14 protein-coding genes are annotated in these 15,094 nt (G+C 64.4%); 3 read left to right on the top strand and 11 right to left on the bottom strand.

Annotated elements, in window-relative coordinates:
* Positions 1 to 37 precede the first annotated feature (37 nt).
* Both ACX80B_RS09510 and ACX80B_RS09505 read right to left on the bottom strand, forming a co-directional pair.
* Positions 38 to 841, bottom strand: a complete 804-nt coding sequence (locus ACX80B_RS09510) for a transporter substrate-binding domain-containing protein (protein WP_459295432.1) — start codon at positions 839 to 841, stop codon at positions 38 to 40.
* 117 nt (positions 842 to 958) lie between these two features.
* Positions 959 to 2,404: an isochorismate synthase gene (locus ACX80B_RS09505; RefSeq protein WP_459295430.1), complete on the bottom strand. Its 1,446-nt coding sequence runs from the start codon at positions 2,402 to 2,404 to the stop codon at positions 959 to 961.
* A 133-nt stretch (positions 2,405 to 2,537) separates the two neighbouring features.
* On the opposite strand from ACX80B_RS09505, the gene ACX80B_RS09500 reads away from it, so the two are divergent.
* From ACX80B_RS09500 to ACX80B_RS09490, 3 genes are read left to right on the top strand one after another with little or no spacing between them, the layout of a single operon-like run.
* The gene (locus ACX80B_RS09500; RefSeq protein ID WP_459295428.1) at positions 2,538 to 3,308 is read left to right on the top strand and encodes a demethylmenaquinone methyltransferase; all 771 of its coding nucleotides are present in this window, start codon (positions 2,538 to 2,540) and stop codon (positions 3,306 to 3,308) included.
* Positions 3,309 to 4,628 (top strand): geranylgeranyl reductase family protein, encoded by a 1,320-nt coding sequence (locus ACX80B_RS09495; protein WP_459295426.1) that lies wholly within the window; start codon positions 3,309 to 3,311, stop codon positions 4,626 to 4,628. It abuts the gene before it with no gap.
* A gap of 9 nt (positions 4,629 to 4,637) precedes the next feature.
* Positions 4,638 to 5,741 carry a polyprenyl synthetase family protein gene (locus tag ACX80B_RS09490; protein WP_459295424.1) on the top strand — a complete coding sequence of 368 codons (1,104 nt, stop codon included), beginning with the start codon at positions 4,638 to 4,640 and terminating at the stop codon, positions 5,739 to 5,741.
* Position 5,742: 1 nt separating this feature from the next.
* Here ACX80B_RS09490 and ACX80B_RS09485 read toward each other — a convergent pair whose 3' ends face one another.
* The 9 genes from ACX80B_RS09485 to eccCa form a co-directional block, all read right to left on the bottom strand.
* Complete coding sequence (locus ACX80B_RS09485; protein WP_459295422.1) at positions 5,743 to 6,168, bottom strand: hypothetical protein; 426 nt, start codon at positions 6,166 to 6,168, stop codon at positions 5,743 to 5,745.
* A 42-nt stretch (positions 6,169 to 6,210) separates the two neighbouring features.
* The gene (locus ACX80B_RS09480; protein ID WP_459295420.1) at positions 6,211 to 7,197 is read right to left on the bottom strand and encodes a DUF6177 family protein; all 987 of its coding nucleotides are present in this window, start codon (positions 7,195 to 7,197) and stop codon (positions 6,211 to 6,213) included.
* A complete protein-coding gene (locus ACX80B_RS09475) occupies positions 7,194 to 7,625 on the bottom strand; it encodes a hypothetical protein (protein ID WP_459295418.1) in 432 nt (143 codons plus the stop codon). Before ACX80B_RS09475 ends, ACX80B_RS09480 begins: the two co-directional genes overlap by 4 nt.
* A gap of 7 nt (positions 7,626 to 7,632) precedes the next feature.
* Positions 7,633 to 8,502, bottom strand: coding sequence for a hypothetical protein (locus ACX80B_RS09470; RefSeq protein WP_459295416.1), 870 nt, complete (start codon positions 8,500 to 8,502; stop codon positions 7,633 to 7,635).
* A complete protein-coding gene (locus ACX80B_RS09465) occupies positions 8,499 to 8,966 on the bottom strand; it encodes a hypothetical protein (RefSeq protein WP_459295415.1) in 468 nt (155 codons plus the stop codon). The genes ACX80B_RS09470 and ACX80B_RS09465 overlap by 4 nt, the downstream gene beginning before the upstream one ends.
* A gap of 19 nt (positions 8,967 to 8,985) precedes the next feature.
* Positions 8,986 to 10,182 carry a hypothetical protein gene (locus ACX80B_RS09460; protein WP_459295414.1) on the bottom strand — a complete coding sequence of 399 codons (1,197 nt, stop codon included), beginning with the start codon at positions 10,180 to 10,182 and terminating at the stop codon, positions 8,986 to 8,988.
* A complete protein-coding gene (locus tag ACX80B_RS09455; RefSeq protein WP_459295412.1) occupies positions 10,169 to 10,495 on the bottom strand; it encodes a DUF6507 family protein in 327 nt (108 codons plus the stop codon). Before ACX80B_RS09455 ends, ACX80B_RS09460 begins: the two co-directional genes overlap by 14 nt.
* 121 nt (positions 10,496 to 10,616) lie before the next feature.
* Positions 10,617 to 10,979, bottom strand: a complete 363-nt coding sequence (locus ACX80B_RS09450) for a hypothetical protein (protein WP_459295411.1) — start codon at positions 10,977 to 10,979, stop codon at positions 10,617 to 10,619.
* 17 nt (positions 10,980 to 10,996) lie between these two features.
* Positions 10,997 to 15,094 (bottom strand): type VII secretion protein EccCa, encoded by a 4,098-nt coding sequence (gene eccCa / locus ACX80B_RS09445; protein ID WP_459295409.1) that lies wholly within the window; start codon positions 15,092 to 15,094, stop codon positions 10,997 to 10,999.

Here is a 15,094-nt window from a genome sequence, read left to right as displayed (position 1 = left end):
GAAAACAATGCCGGTGATTAAGATCTCATTACGGGGCCTACTGCTCGCTAAAGTACTTGTTATACAGCTTGTCGTAGGTACCGTTCTCCCGCAGTTCCGCCAACTGTGCGTTGACTTCCTTGAGCAAAGCTTCGCTTCCCTCTTCCTGGACCGGGAAACCATACTGCTCGCCCGTGTCGTACTTCTCTGCGATGACGAACTCGCCGTCGTCCAGATGCTGCAGATTCGACGGCAGATCCATCATCACGGCATCTGCTGCGCCGGACTCCAACGCCGGGTACAACTCGGAATTACTGGGGTAGGCGCGGACGTCTGCGCTCTCAGGTGCGTTCTCCTGCGCATAGGTCTCGCCCGTGGTTCCCTGCTTGACTGCGATGGTCTTGCCTGCCGTGTCCTTCAAAGACTTGATGCCGGAGTCCGCCGCCACCAGCAGGGACTGGAGTGAGTCGTAGTACGGGTCGGAGAAGTCGATATTCTCTTCCCGCGGTTCAGTAATGGTCATGGCCGCCGCGCCAATATCGCAGGTGTTCGCTGCCAGGGCCGCACCACTTTGCAAACCTTCGAATCCAATGTCCTTCACCTGAAGATCCAGACCCATGCCACTGGCAATCTCGCCCATCAGTTCCATGTCGAAACCGGTGTATTCACCGCCCTCTTCGAAGGCAAACGGCGGGAAGGGAATGTCGGCGCAGACCGTCAGCGTCCCGGGCTGGACCAGTGCCAGTTCGCTCCCGGTGCTTTCCGTGCCGCCCTCGCCGCCGGCTTCTTCACTTCCACCTCCGCCACAGGCGCTGAGGGCAAGTGAGGTGGCGATCAGGATAACGGGAAAACGTGCACGCATGGAGTCTGCCTTTCAATCTGTGTCTACGAACAGGCAGAGCAACGCACCCGGCGCAAATTCTCCGCCCCAATGTCCGGGATCTGTTTTGACGCTATCACCGGACGCCGGCACTGGTTATTAAGATCTCATTCCAAGTGCCTGCAGCATCGGGCGGAATTTGGCCCACGTTTCGGCAAGTTCGGCCTCCGGATCCGAGGCGGCGACAATGCCGCAGCCGGCGAAAAGCCGGATCGACTGCGGGTCTTCGACGACGGCGCCGCGCAGCGCGATGCCCCATTCACCGTTGCCAGCCGCGTCCATCCAGCCGACCGGGCCTGCATACGGGCCCCGGTCCAGGTCTTCCAGTTCATGGATCAAGGCCGCCGCCGCACCGGTCGGCGTTCCGCACACCGCGGCAGTCGGATGCAGCGCTGCAGCCAGGGCCAACGACGTCGGCAGGTTTCCATCCCTCCGCGCCAACTCCGCGCTCACATCCGAAGCCAGATGCCACACGTTGGGCAGTTCGAGCACGAATGGTTCGCTGTGGGCGGTCATCGTTGAGGTAAACGGTTCCAGTTGACGGGTCAGCGACTCGATGGCGAACTGGTGTTCGTGGCGCTGCTTCTCATCGGAGGTCAGTCCGTTTTCGGCGTAATCGGTGTCGGCGTCCGGCGCGTTGGCGCGGTCAAGGGTCCCGGCCAGCACACGGGCGCGGGCGGTGCTGCCTTCGACCATGATCAGCATTTCCGGGGTGGAGCCGATCAGCCCATCCACGCCATAGGTCCAGCATTCGCGGTAGCGCATCGCCAGTTCGCGCAGCACCTGGGCGGTATCCACCGGCGCCGGAAGATGTGCGACGACGTCGCGCGCCAGCACAATTTTCTCCAGCGCCTCCGCTTCGATCCGTTTGACGCCTTCGCGGACGGCAGCGGTCCACTGCGCCTCGCTCAAAGCGCCGGTCCGCAGCGTCGCCTCAGCGCCGCCATCGTCCGGTCCGGCCTCCGTCGCCTCCCCGCGAGATCCACCATCTGCCGGCTGGCTGTTGTCCGTTTCGCCGAAGTCCTCGGCGGAAACATCCGCGCCGGATTCGGCGGAAGCTTCAAGCACCGTTTCCAGGGCGGTCTGGGCACCCTCAGGGGTCAGCTCCGCACCGTCGTCCGTGGTGATTTGGGTGAGCCAGCCCTTGCCTCCGTGCGAACCGACGATTAGTTCCGGCACGATCAGCCGGGATTCCCACGCGGAGGTGCGTGAAAATGAGAAGGAGCCAAACGCCACCGGACCGGTGCCGGGCAACTGCACGTGATCCTCGACGTCGGCATTGGCGACCAGCCGGCGCCACCACTGCTGGGCGTCCTCGAACCGGTCCGCGCCCGAAGTGTTGATCCGGGTAAGTTCGCCGAAACCGACCAGGCCTTCTTCCCGCCGGGTCCAGCACAGGAGATCGTCGCGGTCCAGGTAGTCGAGCAATCCAGTCAACGCGTGGACGTCGCCGAGCTCCACCGTGATGGAACGAAGCCGGCCTTCAGGGGGTGCAGGCGCAGGGATGAGTGACTCCGCAGAGGCGGTGGAGGACGGGTTGGTCATGATGAGTTAAGCCTACTCGCCGGTGCAGTGCCGCTTTGCACGGGGGCTTTGTCCAGCACTTTCCCGGTCGCCGGATACCGGCCTGATGCAAGGCTGGTTCGGCAGTGCCAGCAACATTTGAGACAATGCTCAAGTGAACCGTGCATCTTTGGATAAGCGCCCGGATGAAGTGGCTGCAATGTTTGACGACGTTGCGCCCAAATACGATGTGGTCAACGACGTGCTGTCGATGGGGCAGACCCGCCGCTGGCGGCGCATTGTCGTTGACGCGGTCGATGCCGTCCCGGGCCAGCGGGTGCTCGATCTGGCCGCCGGAACCGGCACCTCCAGTGAGCCTTATGCGGACGCGGGGATCGACGTCGTCGCCTGCGACTTCTCCCTGGGCATGCTGCGGGTGGGCAAGCGGCGCCGTCCGGACATCGACTTCATCGCCGGCGACGCCACCAACCTTCCGTTCGCCGACAACTCCTTCGAAGCGACGACGATTTCCTTTGGGCTGCGCAACATCAATGAGCCGAAGAAAGCGCTGGCGGAGATGCTGCGCGTGACCAAACCCGGCGGACGCCTGGTGATCGCCGAATTCTCGCATCCGGTCGTTCCGCTGTGGCGCACGATGTACACCGAGTACCTGATGCGGGCGCTGCCGGCAATCGCCACCAAAGTCAGTTCCAACCCGGACGCCTACGTTTACCTGGCGGAGTCGATCCGCGCCTGGCCGGACCAGGATGAACTGGGTGGCTGGCTCAGCCAATCCGGTTTCACCAATGTCGCCTACCGGAACCTCAACGGCGGGATTGTGGCCGTCCACCGCGGCACAAAACCCAGTGCCGGCACCGGAGGAACGGATCCGCGGCGAAAGCCTCAGGCGAGACTGCGGAAGAAGAGCACGAGGGCTGTCAACTAAGTGTCGGTATTGATTGTCGGAGCGGGCCCGGCCGGTTCCACCGCCGCGTACTACCTGGCCAAGGCCGGGATCGAAACCACGGTGCTGGAAAAAACCAGCTTCCCGCGTGAGAAGGTCTGTGGCGACGGGCTGACCCCCCGTGCGGTCCGCGAAATCCAGAGGCTGGGCCTGCCACACGAAGATTCCGCCGGCTGGCGCCGAAATAAGGGGCTCAGGCTGATCGCCGGTGGCCGCACCGTTGAGGTGCCATGGCCGGAACTGTCCGACTTCCCTGATTACGGACTGGTGCGCACCCGGTTGGGCTTTGACGAGGCGTTGGCCCGGCATGCGGAGGATGCCGGTGCCCGCATCCTGGAACGGCACAGCGTCACCACGGCGATCAGGAACGACGCCGGCAGGGTCGTGGGTGCCCGCGCCAACCTGCTTGATGACAACGGCAGGAAAACCGGCGAGACCAAAGACTTCCATGCCGACGTCGTACTGGGCGCCGATGGCAATTCCGCACGGACGGCGCTGTCGCTGGGAATCCAGAAGCGCGACGACCGCCCCCTCGGTGTGGCCGTACGGACCTATTACACCAGCCCGCGGCACGACGACGACTGGATGGAAGGCTGGCTGGAGCTGCCCGATTCGGCCGGTAATCCGTTGCCCGGTTACGGCTGGGTCTTCGGCGTCGGTGACGGCACTTCCAATGTCGGCCTGGGCATCCTCAACTCCTCCAGTTCCTTCGGGAAGCTGGACTACAAACAGGTGCTGCGCGAATGGACCGCGGCGATGCCGGCCGAGTGGGGATACCGGGCCGAAAACCAGGTCGGTGAGATCCGCGGTGCCGCCCTGCCGATGGGGTTCAACCGCACACCGCATTACAGCCCCGGACTGATGCTCCTTGGAGACGCCGGCGGCATGGTGAGCCCGTTTAATGGAGAAGGTATTTCGTACGCGATGGAGTCGGCACGGATAGCGGCTGAGCTCATCACGGATGCACAGGGCGGCATGCAGGCAGGGAACGGCCGGACCGGAACCCGTGGCGGAACCAATCTCGACGCAGCCCTCCGCCAGTATCCCGGCATCATCCGCAGCGAGTGGGGGAGCCACTTTACGCAGGGACGGATTTTCGCCCAGCTGATCGGTAAACCGCGGATCATGAAGCTGGCGTTGCGCACGGGCATGCCGGTTCCCGTATTGATGCGCTTCGTGGTCCGGCTGCTGGCAAATCTGACCGATAACGGTGGCAAGGGCTTTGAGGATAGAGTTGTTCATCTGTTGGAGATGCTGACTCCGCCCACCTCCAACCAGACGTCCGCCCCCTCGAATAGTTAGTGTTATCCAGTGACTAATTCCGCCAACATCAGCTGGGCCAGTGCCGGCCATGGTGTTTCCGACGCCGCCGAGGTGGATACGTCGACCAGCCAGATTGCCGCCGGGATGAGCCTGCCTGTGGGGTTCGAAGTGATCGCGGGGGACCCGGATCTTGGTCCTGCCGTCGCGACCAGCCTGGCGAAGGTGGAGAAGCAGCTCCGGGAGGCGATCTCCCACTCCGACCCGCTCGCGGATGCCACCAGCCGCCACCTGGTCGAGGCCGGCGGCAAGCGGATCCGGCCCCTGCTGACGATCCTGGCCTCACATCTCGGCGACGCCGCCAACGCGGAGGTCATGCAGTCAGCCGTTGTCGTCGAGCTAACGCACTTGGCCACCCTCTATCACGACGACGTGATGGACTCGGCGCCGTATCGCCGCGGCGGGCCGACAGCACACGAAGTGTGGGGCAACAGCGTCGCCATCCTGACCGGGGACCTGCTGTTCGCCCGCGCCTCCATCCTGGTCTCGGAGCTGGGTGGCGAAGCGCTCGGCATCCAGGCACGCACCTTCGAACGGCTGTGCCTGGGCCAGCTGCACGAAACCGTCGGCCCGCGCGAAGGCGATGACGCCGTCGAACATTATCTTTCAGTTATTGCCGACAAAACCGGTTCGTTGGTCGCGGCGTCCGGCCAGCTCGGTGCCCTGTTTGCCGGCGCCGACAAGCAAATCATTGAGACGATGGTGTCCTACGGGGAAAAAGTCGGAGTCGCTTTCCAACTGGCCGACGACGTCATCGACGTGACCGGGATGAAGAAAGTTTCCGGTAAGTCGCCGGGGACGGATCTGCGCGAAGGCGTTCCAACACTGCCAGTGCTGCTGCTGCGCAAGGCTGCCGACGACGGCGATGCCTCGGCTGCCGCTGTCATCGACCTGGTCGACGGCGACCTGACGACGGACGAAGCGCTCGCCGATGCCGTCAGCGCCGTCCGCGAACATCCGGTGACCGGCAAGGCATGGGAAGTTGCGCAGCAATGGGCCGACGACGCCGTCGCCTCCCTCGGTCCGCTGCCCGAAGGAGCGGTCAAGGACGCGCTGGCAGGCTTCGCCCAGGCCGTCGTTACCCGCAGCGCCTGAGCTACTCTTCCTCTTCGACCTCTTCGGTGAAGACCCACTCGAACTGATCGAAGACGAATTCGCTGAACGTTCCTTCTTCGCTCTCCCAACGGCCGTCGGCGTTCCGCCGCCACACGATAGGGTCCGGCACGTCCAGGTCCTCGACGCGGAAGCCCCAGACCGTGGTCTCCTCCTCGTCCTCGAGGAAGAGCAGGAAACCGTCGTCGACCTCAAGCTCGTCCGGGTCCCAGAAGAAGTTGTAGACCTCTATCAGCTCCGAACTTCCTACGCAATGCAGGAATTCACGCAGCACCAAGGGAACGTCGAAATCGTGGCGGGACAGTTCAGCATCCAGCTCCGGAATGCGGATGCCGTCGTCTTTGGACCATTCACGGTTCAGGTATTTCGGAACCAGTCCTCGGAACTTGTCCAGGAACATATCGGGCACGCGGTTTCTCCTGCCAATGCTTGTGGGGTGCTCCAGTCCAGCCTACCGGTCCAACGCAGCTGCCAGCTCTGCGTACGCCGCCAGCGGATGCTGCTGCCCCGGAGCCGGTTCCTGCGGGTAGATGACCGCCAGCGAGCGGGCGGGGGCGCGGCCGATCAGCCGCCCTTGTCCACCGGCGAGAGCCAGCGCCTGATCCGCATCGGTCTGTCCCAGCGTTCCAGGGCCGAAGACCGCGCAGGCAGGAACTGTTGTGCCGGTGAACCGCGCCGGGCGGCGCAGGTCGGTGTAGCCGATGCCATGGCCCAGAACGGCATGGCGTGCCCTTGCCTGGTGCATGGACATACTGAAAGCATCCAGCTCATCCGGACCCAGAGGCTCAGGCGTTCCGGCCAGCATTTCGACCCTTTCGTGTAGACCGCGGGACGTACGTTCGACGCTGAGCACCGCTATGGCTGGCGCGCTGGTACCGGCCTCCGTTTCCCCCAGGACGACGACGGTGGTCGGCATGGGTGCCCGGCTCCGGCAGTAATTGTTCAGTTCCCCGGTATCCCAGGGTTCACTAACCGGTTCCACGAGTCCCCAGCCTGCAGGTGCCGCACCGGTCACTGCGGAGAATACAGTTTCGCAGAAGCTTCCCACTCTGGTACCGGCGCTGGCCGGATGCAGCGTATCGGCCCGGAGGTGGATCATTCCCTGCGGGGAAGCGGGGGACTGCAGGAAGTCATCCGAAGGCTCTTCCAAGGGAGTGAAATCTTCGTCCTCCCACCGTTGCATCCGGCCGGTGAGTGCGTCGTAGTAACGGCCATCCGTCGTCGTCCCGATCCACGCGCACCCGGGCAGGGACAGCAGCTCGAGCAGCGGCAGTGTTGCGGTGCTGCCCGCCGGACTGGTGACAATGAACCGGCGATTGGTGGCCAGCGCGGCACGGTAGGAGCGGGTCAACCAGTTCGACAGGTACAGTACGGGTTTGTCCTGATGGACGACGGCGGCCTTGGCCGTGCTGAAGTCGAACGCAGACGGGCGATTCATCGTTCCGCCAGGGATGGAATCATGACGGCGCCTTCAACGCGTGCCGCGATGGCATGGGCCAACCGCCCGGCCGATGGGTCGCTCTGCTCAGGATCGCCCAGGGAATGCAGATCCTGCCACCAGAGCGGTTGCCCGGCAGGCAAACCGGCTCCACCTGCGGCAGAAACCAGCGGCGTGGGAACTCCCTCTATCGCGGAGACCTTTGTACCGGCCAGAAGCCGCTGTGGTTCAGCTGGAATTTGGATCAGCCGCGGCAGCTCGATGGCCAACAACGCGGGTGAGTCTGGATCCGGGGCGTCGGTAATTTCCAGAACGGATTCTTCGCCGGTGTCGCGCAGGCCGGCGTGCGGCATCACTTCCAGCAGCGCAGCGATCAATACCTCGTGGGTCGGCTCCAGCCGGCTGAGGATAGTCCAGTCATTGCTCAACGACGGATCACCGCCGGCTCTGCCCGGAACGTCCTGCAGCCAGGGCCAAACCAGTTTGTTCCACGAGGGTGCTCCACAGTTGGCCGGATGGCATCGGTTGGAGCCCGGCCTGGTCTGGGTCGATGCTGCCATAATGCTGGAAACCAGCCGCGCCGGCATTGATCAGGCCCGAACGGAAATCACCGGGAGACATTGCCAGCGTGAAAACCACCCACGGTTCGTGCCACATCCGCAGGAAGCGTTCATCGGCCTCGGCCGGTGCCGGGGCCATGTCGCTCGAAAACCTGGCCTCGAGCGTGGCGGCCGGAAGTTGTTCGGGAACCCCTGCCACAGACCATGCCGGACCGAGTCCCATCCATCTGCCAATCATTTCGGGAACGGCGTCGTTCTCCACCAGTTCGAGCCGTGTCGAATCTCCACCGGCAAGCTTGACGCCCTGCCTGCCGGAAGCGGCGTCGTGCTCCAATAGCGAGTGATACGACGGACCAGCCCCGATGAGAGCATGCGAAGCCCCAAGATAAACGCTGAAACCCGAGGAATGCCGGCCGTACTGCGCGGACAGGGAGATCGCGGCGTGGGTGGCCCTGACCGGGCTGATCAGAAACTCGCCTTCGTCGGTCAACCGGCCCTTCGCGGTAATGATCCCTGCCTGCACCAGTTCCTGCACGGCAGTTGGGTTGCCCCGCAGGTCGAACCGTCCCAGTCGGTGCCGCTCGGCAAGCTGGACTAGTAATTCCCGGCTGGCGGAGCTGAGCCATGGGCCGTTGGACACATATGGCTGGGTGGCCGCGATGCCGGACAGTTCTTCCAGCGGCTCACCGGCAACCTCCGAAATCCATTGGTCCAATCGGGGTTCGGTCCCGGGAAAGTTGCTCACCGCTCCTCCTCTGTAAACTGCACCGACGAAGCGATGTAGGTTGCAAGCTCAGCGTAGGCCGACCGTTGCGCGACCAGGCAGCTGAAGGTTAGTTCGACGGCGCGGTCCCCGGTGGCGAAAAGATACTTGACGACGTCGACCAGCAACGAATCGACCCGGTGGGTGAATTCGATGCGCCGGCCGGGGTGGTGGCTCGACCAGATGTCGCAGGAGACCATGTAGGTGTCGGTCGCGTCCGCCATGGCCGAGGCCATCGCCCGGGTGGAAAGTTGCTGAACGGACGCAGCGGAATGCTCGGTGATGACGACCAGGTTCGGACGGAAAGTCGTCTGTGCCTTCGGTTTCTCCGGTTCTGCGACCACCAGTGCGGTACCGGGGACATCCACCTGCTCCCAATCGGCAGGCGCGCGCAGGGAAAGGTCCTGCAGTTGGATCAATGGATACTGCACGGTCTGTTCGGTCATGCACACTCTCCGTACCCGGTTATCCCCATAGGGAATCCCATACTTCTTCTGCTCCATCCGCTATCGCCGATCCGGCGTCGGCTATGCCTTCGGCCATGGCGTCGGCCGTATCGCCGAGGCCCTCACGGATCTCCTCCCCGAACTCCTTGCCGAGAGCACCGCCAAGATACCCGAGACCGGCACCAACTGCCACACCGACAACCAGCCCCACAGGTCCACCGACCATACCGCCGACAACGGCGCCGACTTTGGCACCGGCGGCGGCACCGGCCAAAGACATACCGCCGACGACGACGGCGTCGATGCCAGCGCTGGCGACGCGTTCGCCCGTGCCCCATTCCGGATGCTCGACGAGGTCCTGCTGGTAGCGGGAGGATGTGGCATCCCACAATGTCAGCCCGGCACCGGCTATGCCGAGCCCGCGACCGCCCATCCGGGCCCACGCCGGCGGTTTGGCGACCGTCGGGTCCGCCTTCAGAGTCAGGTTGGACCATCTGCCGGCCACCGGGTTGGGATTGGCGGTCGTTGCAGCGACATGGCTGGGTATCAGCAAGCCGCTCCTGTTGTAGGTGTATTTATCGCCCCGATGGACCAGATCGAAGGGAGTTTGGTCCATCCGCAACGGTCCTGTCGTCCGGATAGGAGCATCGAAGGTCGGTTGTTGGATTGGCGAATAGTTCAGCCGCGCGATAGTTCCTTGAGAGATGGCGCTGCTGACCCCGACCAAAGGACCACCAAGCAGGCCGGGACCGGCCGTGAAGCGTGAATGCAGGGCAACGATGGCCGTGGCGCAGCGTTCTTCGGCATCCTGGTACGCCTGCGCTTGGACGGTGATCCGCGACTGCAGGTCCACGTTGCCGGGCCCAGTGTCCGCATCGTCCTCCTCCTGGGCGCTCGCCGCGGCAGCGTCATCAATCAGAGCGTTCCGTGCCGGCACCATCGCCCTGACCTCGGTGGCAAATGTGGTCAGCGCCCGGCTGAGGGTGGCGGCCGCGTCCTGTACCCCTTCACCGGCGCTGGCGACGTCGTCGAACGCGGTCAGTACGATGTCCCGTTCCGGCGCTTCATAGACGGCATCCAGTCCAGCCCAGATGTTTTTGGCGTCGGTCGTGGTGTCTTGAACGGATGTTCCGGCGCTCTTCAGATCCGCGGCTGCCGTGTCCACGGCATCCGGGCTTGCCCAGCCATGCAGCCCCGAAGTATCAACCGTCCCCATCGGGTGCTTCCGCGGCGTTATTGTTCGCATTTGCCGCCATTTCCAAGTCACCCTGGTGGTAATGCTCGACGGCGGCCGCGGTGTTCGTCGTTGCGCTCCGGGCTTTTTCCCGGGCCAGCCGGGTCGGGTCAATGAGCGATGGTCCGCGGATGTGGCCGAGCGCCGTCGAGATGACCTCCGACTGGCAGGCTGTGGCAGCCGCGTCCACGGCAGACTCCAAGGTTCTTTCCTGCTCCGACAGTGATGAGTACTGATTCTCGGTGGACGAGATAACGCCACGGGCAGCGGCGACGTCGATATCCCACTCAGCCATTTAACCTCCATTGTCCAGCGACTACGCTACCAAAGCACTCCTGCCCCCTCCACAGGCCGGGATGGGTTGAACTACCCATCCATGCCGGCGGCCCAGGCCCGGCAACCATTTCCGGCGCGTGTCAACGCCGGCGGGCAAATTCTTCGGGGTTTGCCCCTCGTGCTTCCCAGGAACGGAGCCAGCGCGGGCGGGCGAAGACAGGAAGCCAGAAGAAACTTATGATGAAGATCCAGGCCCCCGCCACGGCCGCCAGCAGGAGCGTGATGCGGAGCGCGTCCGGCCCGGGACCCACGAGGGCGGCAACGGGAACCAGGCAAAAGGCGATCCCTCCATACAACAGTCCCAGCGAGGAGAATGTCCTGCTACGGCGGCCCATCCCGGCCCGTGCGACCCAACTGCGCCATCTGCCCGAATAGGCAAGGCTGCCGAAGACGATCATCGGGATGCCGATCAGCAGGCCAGCGGCCGAGCTCTCAAAGTCCATCAGCTGCGTCCCTTCGTTTACCGGTCCGGTGTAGTCCCATTACTTCTCCTGCCCGATGTGGCGTTGGTGTTGTGGAAGAGCTGTATCGTTTGGGCGGGCTTGCCGGCCTGAACCAACTGTGCGCGTCCGGAGGGCAGCTGGCGGGCGCGGACACCGTTGAGCAAAGGTCCTTCGCCGCGGTCCCCGGACATGATCAGTCCGGTGCTGCCGGAGTCGCGCAGCGAGGTGAAGAACGGCTCGAACATTCCGCGGGCCGCTCCGCGTACCCGCCGTGCCAGGACGGCGTGCAGGCCGATTTCCGGTCCCATCGGGAGATAGGAGGAAAGCTTGGCCAGTGGCGTCGAACCGCCCGCGGTGAGGACGTCGTAGTCGTCCATGATCAATACCACGCGGGGGTGTGCGCCCTCAGCGCCGCCGTCGCCGCCGTCGCGATTGCCACCGCTTCCGCCGTTGCCGGCGCCTTTGCCGGACCCAGCATTTGCGCCGCCCGCCGGACCTGCCTCGAGCCGCTTGTCCAGTTCACTGGCAATTGCACTCGAGAGGTTGACCGCCAAAGCGGCACTGGTGGCATAGCCGCCCAGATACTCCTCCGGAACTTCGCCGGCGAGGGTCCGGCGCGGATCGTAGACGGCGAAAACCAGTTCGTCGGGCGTGTGCTGGGCCATCAAACGGCGGATCACCGAGCGCAGGGCGTTCGTCTTGCCCGAGGCATCGTCGCCGAGGATGACCAGGTGCCGGTCGCGGACCGACATGTCCAGGTGCAACGCCTGTAAATCTGTCTCGCGGAGGCCAATAGGTACGACGCCGGGATCGGCGGGTGTGGGCACGGTACCGGCGTCGATTTCTGACGGCAGCACCCGTACCCGCATCGCCCGCACATCCGTGGACGCGGCCACGGCATCGACCAGGTCGCGCATTCCCTGGATGGCGGTGTCTTCATCGTCACGGCCGTCAACCCGCGGAAGGGCGAAATGGCCCTGCAGTTTCTTGTCCATCAGGGCCCGGCCGGGCAGGTTGGCGCTGATTCCTTCGGCGAGTTTGCGGCCGAACGCCGACTCGCCGGGATCTCCCAGCCGCAGTTCGATCCGGTTGCCGAAGAAACCCTGCTGGGCGATCCTGACCTCGTTGAACCGTGTCGCGGTCACAATCACATGGATGCCATAGCCGCCGCCGCGGGCGATCAGCGCGTGTACTGTCTTCTCGATCTCTTCGAATTCTTCGGCAATCTGTCCGTAGCCGTCGATGACCAGCACGACGTCGGCACTGGCCAGCTCGGGCAACTGGCCGGCCGCACACATCCGCCGCATTGTGGCCAGCGAATCGATCTGGTGGCGTTCAAACAGCTGCTCACGCTGCCGCAGCATTCCATACACTTCTTCGACGGTGCGGCGCACCACCTCGCGATTGGTCCGCATCGCCGTGCCGCCGACATGCGGCAGCCCCTCCAGCGGCAGCAGGCCGGAGCCAAGCAGGTCGACGGCGTAAATGCCGACCTCTGCCGGGCTGTGGGTCAGCGCCAGCGACGCCACGATGGTGCGAAGCCCTGTGCTCTTGCCCGAATGCGGCCCGCCAACAATCAGCAGGTTACCGCCGGCTTGGGCCAGATTCAGTTCCCAGCTGCCCTGCCACTGTGCGGCGGGATCATCCAGCAGACCCAGCGGGACGCGGAGGTTGCCACCTTCGTTGAGCCGTATTCCCGCACTGGTGGCGGTGATCCCGCCGGCAGCGGTGTCCAAGGCAATACCATGTGGCAGGGGCGGCAGCCAGATCGGGTCGACCGCCCGGGGGAACTTCCGCAAGGTGTCCACCAGTGTGCTCAGCACCGTCGGACCCGTGGTCCGTTGCGAGGCAGCCGAGCGGGCCGGCTGTGCTGCTGCGGTGCTGTCTGTATCCGACTGCTCCAGCGTCGCCGCGTAGGTGGGGGCGGGTACGACGGCGGGTTCGCTGGCGGTTTCGTCCTCTTCCTCTTCTTCGAGCGCGTCAAGCGGCCCTGAGACGTAGCCGGCTTTGAAGCGTGTGTAGGTGGTGGTGTCCACCTTCAGGTAGCCGAATCCAGGCACCGCCGGAAGGTGGAACGCATCGGGGGTTTCCAGCACCGTCCGGCTTTCCGACTCGGAGAGTGTACGCAGCCCGATCCGGTAGGAAAGGTAGGTGTCCAGTCCGCGCAGTTTGCCGCCTTCGATCCGCTGGCTGGACAGCAGCAGGTGCACACCGATGGAACGGCCAATGCGTCCAATCGAGAGGAACAGCTCGATGAAGTCGGGCCGGGCGGTCAACAGTTCACCAAACTCATCGATGATCACCACCAGGTGCGGCAGCGGCTCCAACGGCGTACCTGCGGCCGCGCGCTCCTGCCGGTGCAGCTGATAGTCGGTGATATTGGCCAGGTTCCCGGCGTCTTTGAGAACTTTCTGCCGGCGCTGTACTTCGCCGGAGAGACTGGCGTAGACGCGCTCGATCAGGCTGACGTCGTCGGACAAGTTGGTGATGATCCCACTGACCTGGGGGACTCCTTCGAAGGGGGCGAAGGTGGCACCGCCCTTGTAGTCGACCAGCACCATGGAGAGCATGTCGGGGGAGTGCGTGGCAACCAGGCCGACCACGAGTGAGCGCAGCATTTCGGACTTGCCCGACCCGGTGGCTCCGACGCACAAACCATGCGGCCCCATGCCGAACTGAGCGGATTCCTTCAGATCCAGAACGGCCGGCCGTCCCCGGTCGTCCGGTCCCAGCGGCACACGGAGGAAGTCCGTCTCACCGCGTGGCTGCCACAGTCGTTTGATGTCGTGCTCGTCGAGACGCGCTGAAAGGCCGAGCATGTCCAGGAAACCGACGGCGCTGGACGAGGCATCGTGTTCCAGCGAGTCTTCAGACAACCGCAGTGGTGCCAGTGACCGGGCCAGAGCCTCCGCGGTGGCCACACTCAAGGCGTCCAAGGTTCCGGACTCAACGAGGGGATTGACGGCGTCGTTCCGGTAGTTTTCAATGCTCACGCCGGTGCCGCTTTCGCTGATCCGGACGGCGACCTCGCCGGGTTCCAGTTTCCGGTCGGGAGTGAGGAACACCGTGCTGACACCGAGATGCCCGGTGGCGGTGCGGTTGTCCGGCAGCCGCAGCCCGGTGGGCAGCTCGCCGTACGCATCGGAGACGACGAGCAACCGAGGAACCGTGTTTCCGGCGCCGGCCTTGAGGACGTTGCGGCGGGATTCGGCCGCGGCGGTCGACCTGTCCGCCATATCGGCGGCCAGCAGATCGGACAGCTCCTCCATCCCGGGTGCCAGGCGCCGGACCGGTCCGGTGCTGTGCGTCTTGTCCTGGTCCGCCAAATGGGGCAACCAGGACGCCCATTTCCAGTCGGCGATACTCGTTTCAGCCGCGGCGATGGCCAGATGCAGGTCCTCCGGGGAGTGGAATGCTGCCGCCTGGAGCAACAGCGTCCGGCAGACGGCAAGACCGAACTCCCGCGAGCCGACAATACTGATGTTGCCCGCGGAATCCAGCGGTACGGTGAGCGGCAACGACGGCGACGCGGCGTAGCGGGCGCGCAGGATCTGCATCTCGGTCTTCATGAACGTGTCGGTCTGCTGCAGCGCGTTGGATGAATCATGGACCGGTAATTCGCGGTTCGAACGCTCGCCGGTGCCCAGCCGGACCTGCAGGAAGTCCTCGTCGGAACGCCGTCGTTCCCACAACCGCCGGGGGTTGCGCACAATATCGAACAGCGCCTCCGGCGGCGGGTTGGCGGTCCAGGCAATACGGTGTGCCTCTTGCTCGTCGGCACGCAGCCGGGACCGTGACTGCTCCAGATATTCGAGGTAGTTTTCCCGCTGCTCCCGGCGCTGCCGTCCGGCCCTGCCACGCTGGCTGATCATCATCACCAGCGAGGCGATGACGGTCACGATCATCATCAGGGCGCCCACCGCAGCCAGGCTCGAACCGCGGAACAGCATCATCACCGTCATGGACAGGCCGGCGCCGAGCAGCGGGATGATCGACATCATGTTCATCCCGCCCTTGCCATCTTCCGACGGTGGTGGCGCATCGAGCGGATACGGGTCCAGTTGCCGGGCCGGCGCTGTTGAACGGGCGGGACGGTGCACGACTTTCTGCGTCAT

The sequence above is a fragment of the Arthrobacter monumenti genome, assembly GCF_054511255.1.
This window is presented reverse-complemented; position numbering and strand designations above follow the sequence as displayed.